16 protein-coding genes are annotated in these 20,205 nt (G+C 66.4%); 15 read left to right on the plus strand and 1 reads right to left on the minus strand.

Annotation, left to right across the window (positions count from 1 at the left end):
- Positions 1 to 25: 25 nt before the first annotated feature.
- Entirely contained in the window at positions 26 to 343 is a 318-nt protein-coding gene (locus tag AC1KVG_RS13305; protein WP_115041082.1) for a hypothetical protein, read from the plus strand.
- A gap of 115 nt (positions 344 to 458) precedes the next feature.
- Here AC1KVG_RS13305 and ftrA read toward each other — a convergent pair whose 3' ends face one another.
- Entirely contained in the window at positions 459 to 1,448 is a 990-nt protein-coding gene (gene ftrA / locus AC1KVG_RS13310; RefSeq protein ID WP_481094701.1) for a transcriptional regulator FtrA, read from the minus strand.
- 372 nt (positions 1,449 to 1,820) lie between these two features.
- On the opposite strand from ftrA, the gene AC1KVG_RS13315 reads away from it, so the two are divergent.
- The 14 genes from AC1KVG_RS13315 to AC1KVG_RS13380 all read left to right on the plus strand — a co-directional run bounded on the left by AC1KVG_RS13315 (position 1,821) and on the right by AC1KVG_RS13380 (position 20,180).
- Positions 1,821 to 2,198 carry a DUF3088 family protein gene (locus AC1KVG_RS13315; RefSeq protein WP_115041081.1) on the plus strand — a complete coding sequence of 126 codons (378 nt, stop codon included), beginning with the start codon at positions 1,821 to 1,823 and terminating at the stop codon, positions 2,196 to 2,198.
- 112 nt (positions 2,199 to 2,310) lie between these two features.
- Positions 2,311 to 3,369 carry an MsnO8 family LLM class oxidoreductase gene (locus AC1KVG_RS13320; RefSeq protein WP_481094702.1) on the plus strand — a complete coding sequence of 353 codons (1,059 nt, stop codon included), beginning with the start codon at positions 2,311 to 2,313 and terminating at the stop codon, positions 3,367 to 3,369.
- Between the two features lie 76 nt (positions 3,370 to 3,445).
- The gene (locus AC1KVG_RS13325; protein ID WP_481094703.1) at positions 3,446 to 4,789 is read left to right on the plus strand and encodes an LLM class flavin-dependent oxidoreductase; all 1,344 of its coding nucleotides are present in this window, start codon (positions 3,446 to 3,448) and stop codon (positions 4,787 to 4,789) included.
- An 11-nt stretch (positions 4,790 to 4,800) separates the two neighbouring features.
- Positions 4,801 to 6,018, plus strand: a complete 1,218-nt coding sequence (locus AC1KVG_RS13330) for a M20 aminoacylase family protein (protein WP_481094704.1) — start codon at positions 4,801 to 4,803, stop codon at positions 6,016 to 6,018.
- On the plus strand, positions 6,009 to 6,560 hold the full coding sequence (locus AC1KVG_RS13335; RefSeq protein ID WP_481094766.1) for a GNAT family N-acetyltransferase: 552 nt from the start codon (positions 6,009 to 6,011) through the stop codon (positions 6,558 to 6,560). Before AC1KVG_RS13330 ends, AC1KVG_RS13335 begins: the two co-directional genes overlap by 10 nt.
- The gene (locus AC1KVG_RS13340; RefSeq protein WP_481094705.1) at positions 6,557 to 8,308 is read left to right on the plus strand and encodes an amino acid ABC transporter permease/ATP-binding protein; all 1,752 of its coding nucleotides are present in this window, start codon (positions 6,557 to 6,559) and stop codon (positions 8,306 to 8,308) included. The genes AC1KVG_RS13335 and AC1KVG_RS13340 overlap by 4 nt, the downstream gene beginning before the upstream one ends.
- Before the next feature lie 145 nt (positions 8,309 to 8,453).
- Positions 8,454 to 9,425 (plus strand): ABC transporter substrate-binding protein, encoded by a 972-nt coding sequence (locus tag AC1KVG_RS13345; protein ID WP_481094706.1) that lies wholly within the window; start codon positions 8,454 to 8,456, stop codon positions 9,423 to 9,425.
- Positions 9,426 to 9,805: 380 nt separating this feature from the next.
- Positions 9,806 to 10,393: an RNA polymerase sigma factor gene (locus tag AC1KVG_RS13350; RefSeq protein ID WP_481094707.1), complete on the plus strand. Its 588-nt coding sequence runs from the start codon at positions 9,806 to 9,808 to the stop codon at positions 10,391 to 10,393.
- Positions 10,394 to 10,395: 2 nt separating this feature from the next.
- A complete protein-coding gene (locus AC1KVG_RS13355; RefSeq protein WP_481094708.1) occupies positions 10,396 to 11,397 on the plus strand; it encodes a FecR family protein in 1,002 nt (333 codons plus the stop codon).
- Between the two features lie 157 nt (positions 11,398 to 11,554).
- Positions 11,555 to 14,302, plus strand: a complete 2,748-nt coding sequence (locus tag AC1KVG_RS13360) for a TonB-dependent receptor domain-containing protein (RefSeq protein WP_481094709.1) — start codon at positions 11,555 to 11,557, stop codon at positions 14,300 to 14,302.
- Between the two features lie 11 nt (positions 14,303 to 14,313).
- Complete coding sequence (locus tag AC1KVG_RS13365; RefSeq protein WP_481094710.1) at positions 14,314 to 16,449, plus strand: penicillin acylase family protein; 2,136 nt, start codon at positions 14,314 to 14,316, stop codon at positions 16,447 to 16,449.
- 82 nt (positions 16,450 to 16,531) lie between these two features.
- A complete protein-coding gene (locus AC1KVG_RS13370; protein WP_023905845.1) occupies positions 16,532 to 17,008 on the plus strand; it encodes a hypothetical protein in 477 nt (158 codons plus the stop codon).
- A gap of 133 nt (positions 17,009 to 17,141) precedes the next feature.
- The gene (locus AC1KVG_RS13375; RefSeq protein ID WP_481094711.1) at positions 17,142 to 18,398 is read left to right on the plus strand and encodes a dipeptidase; all 1,257 of its coding nucleotides are present in this window, start codon (positions 17,142 to 17,144) and stop codon (positions 18,396 to 18,398) included.
- A 471-nt stretch (positions 18,399 to 18,869) separates the two neighbouring features.
- Positions 18,870 to 20,180 carry an MFS transporter gene (locus tag AC1KVG_RS13380; protein ID WP_481094712.1) on the plus strand — a complete coding sequence of 437 codons (1,311 nt, stop codon included), beginning with the start codon at positions 18,870 to 18,872 and terminating at the stop codon, positions 20,178 to 20,180.
- The last annotated feature ends 25 nt before the right edge of the window (positions 20,181 to 20,205 follow it).

Consider the following 20,205-nt stretch of genomic DNA (forward strand, 5'->3'; position numbering starts at 1 on the left):
GATCAACCCGTGGAGCGGCCAGTCGATGACACCGGACGATGACGAACGCAAGGCGCTGACCCGGTTGCTGCGTGAGATCGAGCGGCCTAACGCGAGTCTGCTGGCCAGCAACTGGCCGGTATTCGGCGTGTGGCTGCTGTTTTCCGGGGCCTTCATGTATCTGTTCCAGACCGGCAGCGGCTCGCCGTTGCATCCGTTGCTGCTGGCGCTGGGCTCGACCTGTCTGGGCGTGTTCGGCGCGTGGATCGTGTTCCGTTCGGTGTGGGCGCGGCAGTGGCCGCATGTGCGCGAGCACATCGATGTCGAGAGCGTGCGCGCGCGTTTGGCCGAGCTGGGCGACTAAGCGACCGGCAGACCGACTGCGCACCGTCGCATCCAGGCGACAGATGCCTGGAGCGCCGCGCGCCATCGCGCAGGCTGGCGGATGAGCTGGCGTTGCACTGGTGCAGCCCAGCGCGCTAGCGGATCTGCAACCGGCGCCGATACGCGGCCGGGCTGGCCTGGGCCAGCACGCGAAAATGCCGGCGGAACGATTCCAGCGAGCCGAATCCGGCGCGTTCGGCGATCCAGTGCAGCGGCCGGTCGGTGGTTTCCAGCAACTCGCGCGCCAGTGCCACGCGTTCGCGGATCACCCAGTCGATCGGCGACAGCCCGGTGGCTTCGAGAAACTGCCGTTGCAGCGTGCGTTGGCTGAGGGCGGCACGCTCGGCCAGGCTGGCCAGCGTGTGCGGCTGATCGAGATGGCTGCGGATCCATTCGGTGAGCACCGCAAGCCGGTTCGGTTCGCCGAGCGGGATCGAGCGGTTGACCAGCTGGCTGCGCTCGCCATCGCGCCACGGCGCCAGCACCAGCCGCTGCGCGACCAGGTTGGCCACATGCGTGCCGTAGTCCTTGCGCACCATGTGCAGCAGCATGTCCATGCCGGTGGCCGAACCGGCCGAGGTGAGAATGCTGCCGGTGTCGACATACAGCACGTTGGCGCGCACCTCGATGGCGGGGAAGCGGCTGGCGAGCAGATCGGTGAGCCGCCAGTGGGTGGTGGCGCTGCGGCCATCCAGCAGGCCGGCATAGGCGAGCACGAAGGCGCCCGAGCAGATCGAGGCCAGACGCGCGCCGCGTGCATGGGCGGCGCGCAGTTTGTCCAGCAATGCAGCCGGCGGGCATTCGTCGGGATTGCGCCAGCCGGGGATCACGATCACGTCCGCATCGTCGAGCTGGTCCAGCGTGGCTGGTGGTTGCAGCAGGCAGCCCCCCAGCGTTTTCAGCGCACCCGGTTCGCACGCGCACACCAGGCTGCGATACCACTCCACCTCCAGCTCCGGGCGCTGCGGTGCGAACAGGCCGACTGCACAGCCGAACTCGAACAAGCCCAGTTGCTGATAAGCCAGGATCGCGACCAGGGGCGCGGCGGTGACGTGGGGGGACGCGCGTTCGCTGATTTCGCTCATGGTGCGCATTAAGCCGCGTTTGCAGCGCCTGACGACGCTGCAAGGCGCCTGCGGTGGTGACGAGTGGTTGTGACCACATCGCCGATGGATATGTGGCCGGCACGATTGCAGGGCAGCAAGCGCGTGCGTGCGCTGAGTCGGCGCGCGTTGACGGTGAGCGTGCGATGCCATTCGCGCGGCAGTGCGCTTTTGTGCGTGGCGCGCCTGCATAACCCAAAGCAGTCAGGTCATTGCCAACGGCCATTTCGCTGGCCGCATCTGACCGGACATTGTCGATTTCTGGCGCGATCTGCGCGGCGGCGGTCACTAGGCTGGAAACACCACGCATCGCCTTGGTGCCGATGCTTCCACGTAGCGAGGACGCCACCCCCCATGTCCGATTTGTCCGCCTCCCCTGTGTCCGCCTCCAAACCGATTCTGTTGTTGCTGGAACATGAGTTCGAAGATCCCAGTTTTGCCGGGCAGCGTTTTTTCTGTCGGCACGGCTTGTTGCTGGAAGGCGCGCTGTCGGGCATCGATGGATTGCGCGACCGGCTGGAAGTGCGCCGGGTCGGCTTCCCGCGGCCGCGTCGCGACGTGATCGGGCTGGTGGGTGAGAGCGATCAATCGCTACCCAAGCTGGTGTTGCCTTCGGGTGTGCACAGCAGCCACGCAAGCGGCGAGCACGCCACACGGCAATACGTCTCCGGCAGCGAGCCGATCCTCGCCACGTTGGCGGAGTTGTACGCCATTCCTCAGCTGCATCCCTGACAACCGGCGCCAACACCTGGCGCGTCAATCGCCTCGATCGCAACGCGCGCGCTCACGCAATCACCGACACGTCGCGCTGGCGGCGGTCCTCTTCTTCCAATGTGGCAGGGCAATGAGCTATCTCCTCAGCATTCTCGACAAGAGCTACATCCCCGACGGCGGTACGGCGGCGCAGGCGCTGCGCGACAGCGTGGCATTGGCGCAGCTGGCCGAAGCGCTGGGCTATCACCGTTACTGGTTTGCCGAGCACCACGCCACCACGCAACTGGCCAGCCCCGCACCGGAAGTGCTGGCGGCCTATGTGCTGGCACAGACCGCGCGCATCCGTGTCGGGACCGGTGGGGTGATGCTGCGCCACTACGCGCCGTACAAGGTGGCCGAACTGTTCAACCTGCTGGCCACGCTGGCGCCGGACCGTGTGGACCTGGGCGTGGGCAAGGCACCGGGAGGCTTGCCGGCCTCCACCCGCGCGTTGGCCGATGGCCGTCTGGGCACTGCCGATTTCGCGAGGCAATTGACCGATCTGGAAGGGTTTCTGTCGAACACGCTGCCGGCCGAGCATCCACATGTGAGCGCCATCGCCACACCGCAACCTGCACAGGGGCCGCAGCGGTTTCTGCTTGGTGCCAGCCCGGAAAGCGCACAACTGGCAGCGCAGTTGGGGTGGCGGTTCGTCTATGCCGGTCACTTCGATGGCGACCACGCGCATATCGAGCGCGCGTTCGACGCGTATCGGCGTGGCAGCAGTCTGCAGCCGTTGTTGGCGGTGGTCGCCTTTGCTGCACACACCGCCGAAGCCGCTACGCAGCAGGTCGGTGCGCTGCGGCTGTATCGCGTGCAGCTCGGTGCCGGGCAGAGCGTCAATCTGCCCAATGCGGAAGCCGCTGCCGAGTATGCGCGCCAGGTTGGGGTGAGCGATTACCGCCTGGAAGAACTGCGCCCCAGCGTGCTGTCCGGCACTGCGGAGTGCGTGCATGCGCAACTGGAACTGCTGCATCGCCGCTTCGGCGTGGGCGAGTTCGTCATCGATGCACCGGTGGCCGATGCACAGGCACGTCGCACCTCGCTGGAATTGCTCGCACGCACCGCACCACACGCGGCTGCACGCAGCGGGCGCGATGCACCGGCCCGCACGGTGGCGCAGCCCATTGCCGAACACGCGTTGTCGTGATGCCGAAGCCTGCGGCCAGTGCCGCACCGCGATCTATCGCACTACCGACGTTCTTCTTTCCACAAGGATTACCGCGATGAGCACTACGCCACGTCCCATCCCGTTCGGCATCATGTTGCATGGCGCCGGTGGCCATATGAATGCCTGGAAGCATCCGTCGGTGCCGGCCGATGCCAGCGTCAATCTGGCGTATTACATCGCCACCGCACGCAAGGCCGAAGCCAGCGGGATCGCGTTCGCCTTCGTCGCCGACGGGCTGTACATCAACGAGAAATCGATTCCGCATTTTCTCAATCGTTTCGAGCCGATCACCATCCTGTCGGCGCTGGCCACCGCCACCACCACGATTGGTCTGGCCGGCACCTTGTCCACCTCCTACAGTGATCCGTTCACGGTGGCGCGCCAGTTCGCTTCGCTGGATCTGATCAGTGGCGGACGTGCCGGCTGGAACGTGGTGACCTCGCCGCTGGAAGGCTCGGCACGCAACTACAGCCGCGCCCATCCCGAGCATGCGCTGCGCTATCAGATCGCCGACGAATACCTGGAGGTGGTGCAGGGTTTGTGGGATTCGTGGGACGACGATGCGTTCGTGCGCGACCGCGTGGGCGGTGCGTTTTTCGATGCAGACAAATTCCGTCGCCTCGACCACAAGGGACGTTTCTTCCAGGTCGAAGGGCCGTTGAACATCCAGCGCTCGCCGCAGGGGCAGCCGGTGATCTTTCAGGCTGGCGCTTCCGATGACGGGATTGGCTTGGCCGGCAAATATGCCGATGCGGTGTTTACCCATGCGCCGTCGCTGGAAGACACGCGTGCGTTCACCCAGCGGGTCAAGAATGCGGCGATCGCGCATGGCCGTAGCGCGGCTGACGTGAAGATCTTCCCCGGCATCGGGCCCATCGTCGGCAACACGGCCGAGGAGGCCGAAGCCAAGTACCAGCAGATCGCCGCACTGGCCGATATCGACGAGGCGCTGGCGTATCTGGGGCGCTTTTTTGACCACCACGATTTCAGCCAGTACGCCCTGGATGCGCCGTTCCCGGAGCTGGGCGATATCGGTGCCAACAGCTTCCGTTCCACCACCGACAAGATCAAACACGATGCGCGCACGCAGGGATTGACGCTGCGTCAGGTGGCGCTGGAAGCGGTGAGCCCGCGGCCGCAGTTCATCGGCACCGGCGAGCAGGTGGCCGACGCGTTGATCCGCTGGTTCGATGCCGGCGCCAGCGACGGTTTCATCCTTGGGTTCCCGGTGCAGACGCAGGGCCTGGACGATTTCGTGGCGCAGGTGTTGCCGGTGCTGGAAGCGCGCGGCTATTTCCAACGCACGCCGCCCGGTGTGACGCTGCGCGATCACCTTGGGTTGCCATACAAGGCCAGCCGTTACGCGCCAGTGGCCGATGCCGCGCGCAAAGCCGGTTGAGGGAGCAGGCCATGTCCGTGTTGTCGGCAAGCACCCATCCGCATCCGTCCATCCGTATCGCCGCGTTCGCCGAAGAAGCGATCGCGCTGCGGCGTGACTTCCATCGTCATCCGGAGCTGGCGTTCGAAGAACACCGCACCAGTGCGCGCATTGCCGGGCTGTTGTCGGATTGGGGCTACACCGTCACCACCGGCGTCGGTGGCACCGGTGTAGTCGGCACGCTGGTGCGCGGCATCGGTACACGTCGGCTCGGACTGCGCGCCGACATCGATGCCTTGCCGATCACCGAAGATTCCGGGCTGGACTATGCCAGCGGCACGCACGGTTTGATGCATGCCTGCGGGCATGACGGCCACACTGCGATCCTGCTGGCGGCCGCGCATTACCTCGCCAAACACGGCCGCTTCGACGGCACCTTGCAGCTGATCTTTCAGCCAGCCGAAGAGACCGGCTCGGGCGCCACGCGGATGCTGGCCGATGGCTTGTTCGAGCGCTTTCCGGTCGATGCGATCTTCGGCTTGCACAACTGGCCGGGCGTGCCGGCCGGGCGGCTGGGCTTTGTCGACGGCCCGGCGATGGCGTCAGTGGATTGGGCGTCGATCCGCGTACTCGGCAAGGGCGGACATGGCGCCGAGCCGCACACCGGGGTGGATTCGGTGTTGGTGGCCGCGCATCTGATCACCGCCCTGCAAAGCATCGTCTCGCGCAATGTCGACCCGCGCGAGATGGCGGTGATCACGGTCGGCTCGATCCACGGTGGCAAAGCCGCCAATGTGATCCCCGACAGCGTGGACTTGAAGCTCACCGTGCGCGCATTCCTGCCGCAGGTGCGCGAGACCCTGCGGCAACGCATTCCGGCGTTGGCCGAAGCGATCGCGGCCAGTTTCGGGGCGCAGGTGCAGATCGACTTCCCGTTGGGATTTCCCAGCGTGATCAACCACGCAGCGGAGACCGCATTCGCACGCGACATCGCCGTGGAATTGTTCGGCGCCGATGGCGTGGTAGCCGGGCTGGCGCCGCGTACCGCCAGTGAGGATTTCGCGTTCTTGCTGCAGCAGCGTCCGGGCAGCTTTTTGTTTGTCGGCAATGGCGACAGCGCCTCGCTGCACAGCCCGCGCTACGTGTTCAACGATGCGGTGATCGCACCGGCTGCCAGCTACTGGGCGCGGCTGACCGAGCGCTTTCTCAGTGCAGATTCCGACATCGATGCAAAGCGGGCATCGGCATGAGCGAGCAGTTCCTCTACACCTCCGTGCACGACCCGCGCGCGCAGCCGCTGTTCGAGGGCCTGGAGCGCGAATACAGCAACCGCTATCACGATGTGATCGGCCGCATCGGCGGCAGTGCGCGCGATGAGTTGCTGCGTTATCCGGCCGAAGCCTTCGCCTCGCCGCACGGTGCCTTTGTGCTGTTGCTGCGCGATGGTCAGACCATCGGCGGCGGCGCGTTCATGCGCCACCACGACGTCGATACCGCCGAGTTCAAACGCATCTGGACGCGCGATGATCTACGCCGCCAGGGCATCGCGCGGCGGGTGCTGGAAGAGCTGGAAGCCCAGGCGATACGACAAGGGTACCGGCGCGTCTATCTCACCACCGGCTTCCGCCAACCCGAGGCGGTGCACCTGTATCTGACCCACGGCTATGCCGCGCTGTACGACCAGCAGGCCGATCCGGAAACCGTGCTGCATCTGCCGTTCGAAAAGCACTTGCCGGTGCCGCTGCCGGTGCGCGCGCTGCGGCCTTCTTCCCTTTCGACGCAGACGCCATGAGCAGCCAGACCCTCCCCGAACTCGACCGACGCACCGCCGCAGCCACGCGCGAGCAACGCAGCGCACCGCGCATCGTGCCGGCCCGGCATCCACTGCAGACCGGCGGCACGCTGGTGGCGATCCTGTTGATCCTGGCGGTGCTGCAATCGATGCTCGGCAACCCGCGCTGGGGCTGGGACGTGTTTGCCGAATGGTTCTTCGCCGAGCCGGTGCTGGCTGGGCTTGGCCGCACGCTGTTGCTGACCGTACTTGGCACGCTGTTCGGCTTTGCGCTGGGCACCTTGCTTGCCCTCGCGCGCGTGTCCGGGTCGCCGTTGCTGGCCGGCGTGTCGTGGGGCTATGTGTGGTTGTTCCGCTCGATCCCGCTGCTGGTGCTGTTGTTGTTGCTCAACAACCTGGGCTATCTCTACGCCACCATCAGCCTGGATGTGCCGTTCACCGGCATCACGCTGTTTTCGTATCCCACCACCGCGTTGATCAGCCAGTTCGCTGCGGCCGTGCTGGGCTTGTCGTTGAATCAGGCCGCGTTCTCGGCGGAGATCATTCGCGGCGGCATTCTGTCGGTGGATCAGGGCCAGTTCGAAGCCTCTGCGGCATTGGGCTTGCCGCGCGTGCGGCAGATCCGCCGCATCGTATTGCCGCAGGCGATGCGCACCATCTTGCCGGGCGCCTTCAACGATGTGATCAACCTCGCCAAGGGCACCTCGGTGGTCTACATCCTGGCGTTGCCGGAGCTGTTCTACACCATCCAGGTGATCTACCGGCGCAACCTGGATGTGGTGCCGCTGCTGATGGTGGCCACGGTCTGGTACCTGGTGATTCTCACCTTGCTGTCGTTGTTGCAGGCGCAGGTGGAACGTCGCTTTGCACGCGGTGCATTGCGTGAATTGCCCTCGCGCCGCCGCGGCTGGTGGCAGCGTTCAGCCATTGCAGCCACGCAGCCGGTGGCAGCCGTCGATGCCGTTGCCGATGCGGTGGCGGTGGGCCGCGGTGCGGTGGTCAGGATCCAGGGCGTGACCAAGCATTACGGCGAGCAGCGCGTGCTCGATGCGGTGGACCTGGAGCTTCCCGCCTGCAGCGTCACCGCCATCATCGGCCCATCCGGCGCGGGCAAGTCCACCTTGCTGCGCACCATCAATCATCTGGAACGCGTGGATGCCGGGCATGTCACCGTCGATGGCGAGTTGATCGGCTATCGCCGCGTCGGCGACAGCCTGCACGAACTGCGCGAAGCGGAGATCCGCCGCCGCCGCGCCGACATCGGCATGGTGTTCCAGAACTTCAACCTGTTCCCGCATCTGACCGCGCTGGAGAACGTGATGGAAGCGCCGATCGCGGTGCGCGGCATCGCACCCAAACAGGCGCACCTGCAGGCGCAGGCGTTGCTGGCCCGTGTTGGCCTGGCCGACAAGCTGGATGCGTATCCGCGTCAGCTCTCCGGTGGGCAGCAGCAACGCGTGGCGATCGCGCGTGCGTTAGCGCTACGGCCGAAGGTGCTGTTATTCGACGAACCCACCTCCGCCTTGGACCCGGAGCTGGTCAACGAAGTGCTGGAGGTCATCGAAGAGCTGGCGCGCTCGGGCACCACGCTGGTGATCGTCACTCACGAGATCGGCTTTGCGCGCCGCGTGGCCGACAGCGTGGTGTTCATGGAACACGGCCGGGTGGTCGAAGCCGCGCCACCGGAGCGTTTGTTCCGCGCGCCGGCGCATCCGCGTACCGCCGAGTTCCTGGCCAAGGTGCTGTGAGCGCGCGTAGCGCTGCAGCTTGCGTGCCGGGCCATCGCGCGCTGATGACGGGCCGTTCAAGCAACGCCTTTCCGCACATCGCGTTTGCGGTCACCACCTGTTCAAGCGCGACTTTTCCAAGCAGCACCTTCTCAAGGATGCCCGCATGACCCAGCCCCCCGCGTCCCGCCGCCGCCTGTTCAACATCGCCGCCATCGTGGTGGTGCTGGCGATCGGCATCGCTGCGATCCTGTTGACGCGCAAGCCGGCCAATGAGGCGCAGGCCACCACGCGCAAACCTGCCGCCACCGAACTGCCGCCGCTGCAGGCACCGCCGGACCAGGCCGCCATCGCCCTGCTGCCGGCCGGCCATCGCTTCGTCAAACCCGGCGCGCTGACCGTGGCCACCGTGGCGGCAGCGTTGCCGCTGGGCGACTACGCCGCCGATGGCAAGCAGGTGATCGGCGTGGAGCCGGACATCGCGCGTCTGGTCGCAACCGCGCTGGGGCTGCAATTGAATTTGGTGCCGGTGGCGTGGGCGGACTGGCCGCTGGGGCTGGAATCGGGCAAGTACGACGCGGTGATCGCCAATGTCACCGTCACTGAATTGCGCAAGCAGAAGTTCGATTTTTCCAGCTACCGCTACGACCTGCTTGGCATCTACACCCGCAGCGATGGGCCGATCAAACAGATCACCCAACCCAGCGACGTGGCCGGCTTGAAGGTGGTGGTGGGCGCCAGCACCAACCAGGACCAGATCCTGCGCCACTGGGATGCGCGCAATGTCGCGGCGGGACTGAAACCGGTGGAGTTTCAGTATTTCGACGATGCGGTGGTGGGGCGGTTGGCGGTGATCACTGGCCGCGCCGATGTCTCGTTCGAGCCCAATGCCACCGGCGCGTATGCGGCGCGCGACGGCAAGGTGCGCCGGGTAGGGCTGTTCCCCGGTGGGTGGCCGCAGGCGGCGGCCATTTCGGTGACCACGCGCAAGGGCAGCGGCCTGGCCGAGGCGATCACCCAGGCAATCAACGCGCAGATCGACAGCGGCCTGTATGCCAAGGCGCTGGCGCGCTGGAACCTGGCCGAAGAAGCGGTGCCGCGTTCGCAGACCAATCCGCCGGGGCTGGGCGAGTTGTAGCGCGCGCCGCATGCCTGGCGGCAGGCCCATGGCGGCTTCAAGAGGCTGCGGTTTCAGGTTCTAGGTTCGGCGTGGCTGCGCACCTCGCACGTGGCGCATGCCGGCACGTGCGCGATCGCGTGGCCGCCGCTGCGCATCGCGCTCCCTCGACACTCGGAGAACGCACGCAGCGTGGCCGGCCTGGCAGACAGCGCGTACAGCCGCACACGCCGCAATCGCTGCGCGGGTAGCGCCACAACGCCACCCCACCCGTCAGACGCAATGGCGGATCCGCGCCGCTGATCCATCGTTGAGATGGGAGCAGGGGATCGGCTCGACACTCGGAGAATGCAATGACGTCCTCACCCCAGCGTGCTGGCACCGCACAGGCCGCGCCCTAGATGCCGGCCATCGATTCCCAGCGCGCCGCCTGGCTGGCGACGCAGATCCTGCCGCATGAGCCGGCGCTGCGGCGCTGGCTGCGCAAGCATGCCCCTGGCAACGTCGATTGCGACGATGTGATCCAGGAGACCTACGCCATCCTGGCCGGGCTGGGCGAGGTCGGCCATATCGCCAACCCGCGCGCCTATCTGTTCACCGCCGCGCAGTCGGTGCTGCTGCAGCAGGTGCGGCGCGCCAGGATCGTTTCGATCGAAAGCGTGGCGGAAATCGAGCGCCTGGACATCACACAGGACGAGCGCTCACCCGAGCGCCACGCCATTGCCGGTCAGGAGCTGCGCCGCATCGGCGAAGCGCTGTCGGCACTGCCGGACAAATGCCGCCAGGTATTTCTGCTGCGCAAGGTCGATGGACTGTCGCAGCGCGAGATCGCCGCGCGGCTCGGAATCAGCGAGAACACCGTGGAAAAACACATCGTGAAGGGATTGCGTTTGCTGATGGCCCGCATGGGCCGCACCCGCGTCTCCGCACCGGCCGCCGTCCACGACGCGCAGGCCACACGCCTGGCCGACCCGCAGCGTGGCACCTGAGCATGCGTACCATCGACGACATTGCCGCCGCCTGGGTGGGACGCGAGGACGGCGACCGGCTCACGCCGGCCGAGTGCGCGCAGCGCGACCGTTGGCTGGCCGCAGACGTGCGCCATCGCGGGGCGTATGCGCGTGCGCACGCGGTGCATCTGCATTTTGATCGCGCGCGTGCGTTGGGGCAGGGCTTTGCAGTACAGAGCCAGGCCAGGCGCGTGCGTGCGCGCCGACGCGGTGCCTGGTTGGCCGCGCTTGCGGCCAGCGTGGTCGCCGCAGCCAGTGGCATGCTGGCGCTGCAGCAACCCATGCGCATGAATCGCACGCCCAGTGAGGCCATGGCGGGCAGCGGCACACCCGGCAGCGGCCATCACCTCACCCGCATCGGCGAGGTGCTGCGCCTGCCATTGGCAGACGGCTCGGCAGTGACGCTCAACTCCGGCTCGGAAGTGGTGGTGGAGTACCGCGCCGACCGGCGTCAGATCCAGCTGCTGCGTGGCGAGGCCTTGTTCGATGTGGCCAAGGATCGCCACCGCCCGTTCGTGGTGATGGCGGCCGGCTCGGAAGTGCGCGCGGTCGGCACCAGCTTCAGCGTGCGCCGCCGGCAGGACGATGCAGTCAAGGTCCTCGTGCGCGAAGGCACCGTCGAAGTGGATGCCGACCAGCGCGCACCGCAACGGGTGGCAGCCAACATGTTGGCGATGGTCAGCCCGACGCGGGCAGTGCAGCTGCAGCCGCTGGATGCGCAACGCGTGCAGCAGTTGCTGGTCTGGCGCGACGGCATGATCGCCTTCGATGGCGACACGCTGGCGCAGGCCGCTGCCGAATTCGCCCGCTACAACGACATGCGCATCCTGATCGACGACCCCGCCGTGGCGCGACGCACCGTGGTCGGCCTGTACTCGGCCAACGATCCGGAAGGCTTCGCGCGCTCTGTCGCACTGAGCATGGGCCTGCAGATCGAACACACCCGTGGCGGCATCCATCTGCGCGGGGCAATCGCGCAGTGATGTGCATGGCCGTGCGTCACCTGATGCGATGTCCATGGCGGAAAAGCGGCGGCGACGCATCGAACACACAGGGGAGCCAGACAGCAACGGTGACAGCGATCAAACAGCGGCGCACGCGCGCCCGCGGAGAACAGTGATGCAGGCAGCAACAAGGCGTTTGAGCAAGGCCATCGGCACGGCCGTGGCGATGATGGCAGCGGGCCATGCGTTGGCCGCCTCACCGCAGGGGCGCACGTTCTCGCTGCCGGAGAGCAATGCCGTGGTGGCGTTGCCGGAGTTCGCACGGCAGGCCGGCGTGCAGATCGTGGCACCGGGCGAGTATCTGCAGCAGGTGCGCACGCCGGCCGTGCAGGGCACGCTGGAATCGCGCGTGGCACTACGGCAATTACTGACCGGCACCGGATTGAGCGTGGTCGAAGACGACGGCGAACGCATCACGCTGGCCTCGGCGCAGCCGATGACCGCCGCCTTGCACGGCCATCCCGGCGTGGGCTATGCACAAGTGGACGCACCCGCCGCCGCGCCGCCCGCAGACGCCGCAGTCGGCAATCTGGACGCGGTGGTGGTCACCGGCGCGCGCGGCGTGCAGCGCACCGTCACCGAAAGTCCCACCCCGATCGATGTGATCGGCGCGGCGGAACTGGAAAAGACCGGGCGCCCGGGCCTGCTGGCGGCGCTCAACGACCTGGTGCCTTCGTTCAATGCGCCGGCCAAATCCGGCAACGGCACCTCGTATGTGATCGCCACCGGCGGGCTGCGCGGGCTCAATCCGGATCACACCCTGGTGCTGGTCAACGGCAAGCGCCGCCACCGCACCGCCAGCATCAACATCGCCGGCATCGTCGGCCGTGGTTCGGTGCCGGTGGACATGAGCCTGATCCCGGTCTCGGCGGTGGACCATATCGAAGTGCTGCGCGACGGCGCCGCTGCGCAATACGGCTCGGATGCGATCGCCGGTGTCATCAACATCCTTCTCAAATCCGATGCCGACGGCGGCAAGGCCGACATCCTGTGGGGCCAGAACATCGACCGCGCCGATGGCGACAGCAGCAGCGCCAGCATCGGCAAGGGCCTGGCGCTGGGCAGCGACGGCTTCGTCTATCTGGCCGCCGACGCCCGCTATCAACAGACCTCCAACCGCGCGGTGCCGGTGGCCGACAACTACCGGCTGTACTACCCGGTCAACGGCCAGCCAGACCCGCGTGAGGCCAGCGCCGACCGGTTGATCACGCGCAACTTCGGCCAGCCCTGGCAGAAGGGCGCCAACCTGTCCTACAACGCCGAACTCGGCCTGGGCGGCGACCTGCGCGGTTATTCCTATGCCACCTACAGCCGCCGCCTGAGCGATCTGGAATGGTCGTTCCGCAATCCCAACGCCAACAACACGCTGCAGGAAATTTACCCGGACGGGTACAGCCCGCGCCTGCGCATCGACGAGACCGATTACGAGTTCACCGCCGGCATCAAGGGGCTGTGGGGCGAGTGGGATTGGGACCTGGCCACCAGCTACGGCAGCAACGCCTCCGAACGCGACGGGCTGCACACGCTCAATGCCAGTCTGGGGCCAACCAGCCCCACCGAGTTCTATCTAGGCCAGCTGACCTCCACCGACTGGACCACCAGCCTGGACATCACCCGCGGCCTGCAGCTGGCCGAGCGCCCGTTGCAGGTGTCGCTGGGCGTGCAGCACCGCTACGAAAAATACGAGATCCAGGCCGGCGAGCAGGCGGCGTATGCGGCCGGCAGCTACGTGTTTCCGGCCGGCCATCCGCGTGCCGGGCAGGCGCCGCCCCCTGGCGCGCAGGGCGCGATCACCTTCCAGCCCGACGAAGCCGGCAGCCTGCATCGCAACAGCGGCGCAGCCTATGTCGACCTGACCTGGGACGTGGCCGACAGCGTGTCGCTGGGTCTGGCCGGCCGCTACGAACGCTTCGACGATTCGGCCGGCGACACCGCAGTGGGCAAGTTCACCGCGCGCTGGGCCATCACCCCTACCTTCGCATTGCGAGGCGCGGCCAGCACCGGCTTCCGCGCGCCGGCCTTGGCGCAGGCCTTGTACGCGGCCACCAACAGCAGCTGGCGCACGCTGGATAACGGCGATCGCGAACTGTTCCTGGCCAAGACGCTGCCGGTGGATTCCCCCGCCGCGCTCGCACTCGGCGCCGAACCGCTGAAGCCGGAAGAATCCACCAACGCCAGCATCGGCTTCACCTACAACCCCAGCCGCGCGCTCAGCCTCACCGTGGACGCCTACCGCATCGATCTGGACGACCGCATCGGCATGACCGGCTACATCACCGGTGCGGCGATCACCGACCTGCTCACCCGCGCCGGCGTGTCCGGGGTCGACAGCGCGCAGTACTTCACCAACGCCATCGACACCCGCATCGAAGGCGTGGACGTGGTGGCGACCTGGCGCATGGAGGCCGGCGACTGGGGCCGGGTCAACTGGAACCTGGGCTACAACTACAACAAAACCGAGATCACCCGCATCGCCGACAACCCGGCCGCGCTGGACTCGCTGGGCGCCGGCTACGAGCTGTTCGACCGCGCCTCGCGCGGCTATCTGTCGCGCACCCCGCGCAGCAAGTTGCTGCTGGGCGGAAATTGGGTGATCGGCGACTTCGCGCTCAACGTGCGCGTGAACCGCTTCGGCAGTTTCGACGTGCTGGAAAACAACCCGGCCAACGACGAGCACGTGCCGGCCAAATGGATCACCGATCTGGAGGCGTCCTATGCACTGTCCGATCGCATCACCTGGACGCTCGGCGCCAACAACCTGTTCAACCAATACCCGAAAAACATCGGCGCGGTCGCCAGCACCGGCAGCGGTTTCTACGTCACCAGCGTGCCGTATGGCTTCACCGGCGGGTCCTACTACACCAAGTTGACGTACACCTTTTGAGGAGTGATCCAGTGCCGCAATTGTCTTTGATGCGGGCGCGTTCGCGCAGCGCTTTCACCTACGCAGGGTTGCTGTTGATCGCGCTGGCATGCGCGCCGCCGGCGGTGCTCGCCAGCAGCGGTAAAGATACCGGCGAGATCCTGTGGGATCGCTACGGCGTGCCGCATGTCTACGCCAAGACCGAGGCCGGCACCTTCTACGGCTTCGGTTGGGCGCAAACGCACAGCCACGGCAATTTGCTGCTGCATCTCTACGGCGAAGCGCGCGGCCGCGCCGCCGAATACTGGGGCGACAAATACGCCGAACAGGATCGCTGGCTGGCCACCAACGATGTCTACGCGCGCGCGCAGCAGTGGTACCGGCAGCAGGATCCGGGCTTTCGCGCCGATCTGGATGCATTCGCGCAGGGCATCAACGACTACGCCGCCGCACACCCGGATGCCTTGGACGCAGAGGTCAAAGTGGTGCTGCCGATCACCGGCGTGGACGTGGTGGCGCACGCGCACCGGTTGATGAATTACGTCTACATCGCCTCGCCTGCAAAAGTGCTGGGCGAGCCGCCCAAGGACGCCCAGGCGCGCGACGGCTCCAACGCCTGGGCGGTGATGCCCAAGAAGACCCGCGACGGCCACGCCATGCTGCTGGCCAACCCGCATCTGCCGTGGGGCAGCGGCTTTTTTACCTATTACGAAGCGCATCTCAACGGGCCCGGCGTGGATCTGTACGGCGCCACCCAGGTGGGCCTGCCGATCCTGCGTTTCGGTTTCAACAAGCAACTGGGTTTCACCAATACGGTGAACACGCTGCTGGGCCAGACCACCTACAAACTCAGCTTGTCGGGCGATGGCTATCTGCTGGACGGCAAGGTGCTGCCGTTCAAGCGTGAGACCAGGACCTTGAAGATCCGTCAGGCCGATGGCGCGCTGAAGGAAGAGGCGCTGCAAGTTCGCCAGAGCGTGCACGGCCCGGTTTTTCAGCGTTACGACGGCAGCACCGTGGCGCTGCGTGTGGCCGGCCTGGATCGGCCCGACATGCTCAAGCAGTACTGGGACATGGGCAAGGCGCAGGATTTTGCGCAGTTCCAGCGCGCGCTGAAACAGCTGCAGGTGCCGATGTTCAACATCGTCTATGCCGACAAGGCCGGCAACGTGCTGTTCCTGGACAACGGCATCCTGCCCAAGCATGCGCAAGGCGATCTGAAGTACTGGAGCGGGCTGGTGCCGGGCGATACTGCGTCCACGTTGTGGAGTGAGGTACACGGCTACGACGAGCTGCCCAAGGTGATCAACCCGGCCGGCGGTTTCGTGCAGAACACCAACGACCCGCCGTGGCTGGCGAGCTGGCCGCGCGTGCTGGAGCCGAGCGCCTTCCCCGCGTATGTCGCACCGGTCGGGCCGATGTCGTTGCGTGCGCAGAACTCGGTAAAGATGCTGGCCGAACACGACAACATCGACTTCGACCAGTTCGTCGCGCTCAAGCGCACCGCGCAGGCGCTGGCGGCCGATCGCACGTTGCCGCAGCTGTATGCCGCGGCCGCAGACAGTACCGACCCGGACATCGCCGCTGCGATCGCCGTGCTCAAGGCCTGGGACCGCCACTTCGAAACCGACAGTCGTGGCGCTTTGTTGTTCGAGGAATGGGCGCGCTTGTTCACCGGCGATGCGCGTTACCTCTCGCAAGCCGGCTACGCCACGCCTTGGTCATTGGCCGCGCCATTGACCACACCCAGCGGTTTGAAGGACCCGGCGCTGGCGCTGCGTCAACTCAAGCAGGCCGTCGCCAGCACCAAGAAGACCTATGGCGCGATTGATCGGCCGTACGGCGAGGTCTCGCGCTTCCATCTGGGCGAGGTCGATGTGCCTGGCCGTGGCGGTTTCGGCAACCTGGGTGCGTTCGATGTGATCACCTGGAACCCACCCAATGCCGATGGCCAACGCCTGCCGCAACACGGCGAAACCTGGGTCTCGCTGGTGGAGTTTTCCACGCCCATCAAGGCCAAAGGCTTGATGAGTTACGGCAATGCCAGCCAGCCCGGCTCGGCACACATCAGCGACCAGCTACAGCTGCTTTCCAAGGGCGAGTTCCGCACCTTGTGGACCACCCGCGAGCAGGTCGAACAGCACCTGGAATCGCGCACCGACTTCTGACCATCGCCTTCCGACGATGGCCACACCTGAAGCAGCTACCCGACATCACCGCCTGACATCCCAGCATCCAAGGACACCGCCCATGCGCACTTTTCTGACCACCGCCTTGTTCGCCATCGCGACGCTGACCGCCACCTCCACCGCATTCGCAGCCGATCCGCACGATGGCGCCTGGACGCTGGTGGAATCCAAATCCAACTGGAGCGACGGCAAGTTCCCCAAGGGCATGCGCCTGACCATCAACGTGCAGTTCTCCGACAACCGCATCGAATACCACTCCATCAACACCACCCGTCCGGCCACCCCGTACAAGGTGGATTACGTCACCACGCTCGATGGCAAACCCAGCCCGCTCAACGAGCAGGCGCGCTTCAACCAGATCGCGGTGAGCAAGACCGGCGCCGATACCTACCAGATCCTCAAGATGAAGGACGACGACGTCATCGTCGGCGAGTTCTGGACGTTTTCTGCCGACGGCAAGACGCTGATCCGCAATGGCGTGGGCAAGTCGCCGGAAGGCAAATCCAAGGCCTATCACGAGTTCTTCGAGCGCAAGTGACGCGTTGGTGCGTGGTCGCAGGCGCTGGTGTCTGCGACTGCGCATCGCGGCGGCCCGTGCCCGCGTTCTGCGCAGAGATCGGCCGATCCCTGCGCGGCTATGATCGATCCACCCCCACCTTCTGCGAGCTGTCATGACCCTGCACCGCCTGTGCACCGCCATCTTCCTGAGTCTGGCCGTGGCCGCACCCAGCCACGCGCTGGAGTTTTCCAAGGCCGAGCTGGCGCGTGCCACCGCCTTGCAACAGCGGCTGGTCACGCTGGATTCGCATCTGGACACGCCGGCCAATCTGGAGCGCCCGGACTTCGACGTGTTGCAGGCGCATGCCGGCAATCGCTTGTCGCAGGTGGACTACCCGCGCATGCTCGCAGGCGCGCTGGATGGCGGCTTCTGGGCGGTCTACACCGGGCAAGGCGATCGCAGTGCGGCGGCGCATTTGCGCGACCGCGATGCCGGCTTGCAGCGGCTGTTGAAGATCCACACGCTGCTGGCCGCGCAACCGCAGCACTTTGCCTTCGCCACCACGCCAGCTGACGCAGCGCGCATCAAGGCCGATGGCAAGCGCGTGGTGTACATCAGCATGGAAAACGCCAGCCCCTTGGTGGCCGACCCCACGTTGCTGAGCTTCTATTACGCGCAAGGCCTGCGCCTGATGAGCACCGTGCATTTTCTCAACAACGAGTTCGCCGATTCGGCCACCGACCCCAAGGGCCCGGAGTGGAAGGGCTTGAGCCCGGCCGGCAAGCAACTGGTGCAGCAGGCGCAGGCGCTGGGCATCGTGATCGATCAATCGCACGCCTCCGATGCGGTGTTCGACCAGTTGATCGCGCTATCGCCGGTGCCGATCGTGCTCTCGCACAGCGGCGCGCGTGCGGTCTTCAACCATCCGCGCAATATCGACGACGCACGGCTGAAGGTGCTGGCCCAGCACGGCGGCGTGATCCAGGTGAACTCCTACGGCGGCTATCTGGTCGACAGCGGCGCCAGCCCCGAGCGCAAGGCCGCCGAAAAGGCGTTGACCGACCAGTACGGCGGTTGGGAACACGTCAAGATCGCCGACGGCACCGCCCTGAGCGCCGCACTCAAGGAGCTGGATGCGCGTTACCCGATCAAGCGGGCGACCGAAGAGGATTTCTTCGCCCATCTGGAGCATGTGCTCAAGCTGGTCGGGCCCGAGCACGTGGGCATCGGCATGGACTGGGACGGCGGCGGTGGCGTGGTCGGCCTGGAAGATGTCTCCAAGCTCCCGCGCATCACCGCCTGGCTGCTGCGCAGGGGCTACACCGAACAGCAGATCGCCGGCATCTGGGGCGGCAACCTGCTGCGGGTGATGGGGCAGGCGCAGGCGTATGCGGCGGGGAACCGGGAATCGGGAGTGGGGAATCGGTAGGGCACCTGGTGCCGGGATTCGGCAGGCGGGATTCGGGATTCGCAGAGCCAAGGCGGTCCATCGTGCGGAGGGCTGGGTGCTGCGTCGGGCCTGGCGATGGGGCGCTGGGCTGGGGTAGAGGCGCGCTGCCGCTGCGGGCTTCTTCGCCGGATTGGTTGATCGGGGCGCGCGGCGTGCGTCAGCGCTAGTTGTCGGCCAGACGGTTACGTGGCCGGGTGGCCGCGCTGCATCGGGGCGGCCAGCCCTGCACCAGCAGCATGGTCGCCGTGGCACTCCGAGCCCGGCACATGCCGAGATGCTTGATGCGGATTTGGGCATTTGCACAAAAATCAGCGCCCAGCTGCCCATAGACAGGCAGCATCCTGACGATGCTTCCGGGAAAAAGCTCCAACTAGAATGCGCCGACCCCCTGTGTGGTGCCGGCACCGCTGCGCCGCGCACTGGTTGGCCCACCGACTGCTGGAGCGTGCGATGACCCAAGCCACCCGGCCCTTGCCGCCCCCCGATGGCATGCGCCCGACCTACCGCAAGATCCTGTGGCGGCTGATCCCTTTCCTGTTCGTCTGCTACCTGTTCAATTATCTGGACCGGGTCAACGTCGGCTTCGCCAAGTTGCAGATGCTCGGCGATCTGGGCATGAGCGAAACGGTCTATGGGTTGGGCGCAGGCATCTTCTTCATCGGCTACCTGGCTTGCGGGGTGCCGAGCAATCTGATCCTGCAGCGCATCGGCGCGCGCCGCTGGGTGGCGATCATGATGGTCAGCTGGGGCCTGCTCTCCACCTGCCTGATGTTCGTGCGCACCCCGGCCGGTTTTTACACGTTGCGCCTGCTCACAGGCGCTGCCGAGGCCGGCTTCTTCCCGGGCATCGTGCTGTATCTGACGCGCTGGTTTCCGCGCGCCCAGCATGGCCGGGTCATGACCGTCTTCATGTCGGCCATCCCGATCTCCGGCGTGCTGGGCGGGCCGTTGTCGGGCTGGATCCTCAGCCACTTTTCGGCCGGGCAGGGCGGTTTGGCCGGCTGGCAATGGATGTTTCTGCTGCAGGGCCTGCCCACGGTGCTGCTGGGCATCGGGGTGTGGTTCCTGCTCAGCGACGGCGTGCAGCAGGCGACCTGGCTGGATGCGCACCAGAAACAGGCACTGACCCGCGCGCTGGCAGACGACGAAGCACGCAAACCGGCCGGCGCCTCCACCTCGCTGGGCGCGGTGCTGCGCAACCCGGCGGTGTGGATGCTGGGCACGGTGTACTTCTGCATCCAGAGCGGGGTGTATGCGATCAACTTCTGGCTGCCCTCGATCATCCAGGGCAGCGGCGTCACCGACCCGACCCGGATCGGCCTGATGAGCGCCATCCCGTATCTGGCCGCAGCGGTGTTCATGGTGTTGATGGGCCGCTCGGCCGACCGTCGTGGCGAGCGTCGCTGGCATCTGGTGATCCCGTTGCTGATGGGCGCAGCCGGCCTGTGCATCGCCGCCAGCGTCACCGACAACCTGGGCCTGGCCCTGTTCGGCATGACCCTGGCCACGATGGGCGCGGTCAGCGGCTTGCCGCTGTTCTGGCCGCTGACCAATGGCTTTCTCACTGCCGCCGCTGCGGCCGGCGGGCTGGCGCTGATCAATTCCACCGGCCAGGTTGCCGGCTTCGTCAGCCCGTATCTGGTGGGCTGGATCAAGGACACCACCCACAGCACCGAGCTGGCGCTGTACGTGCTGGCCGGGGCCATGCTGCTGGGCGCCGCGCTGGTGCTGCGGGTGCCGGCGCGCGCGGTGAACCAGTGATGCGCCCATTCAAGCGAGTGTCCCC

This window comes from Xanthomonas sp. NCPPB 3959 (assembly GCF_056675575.1).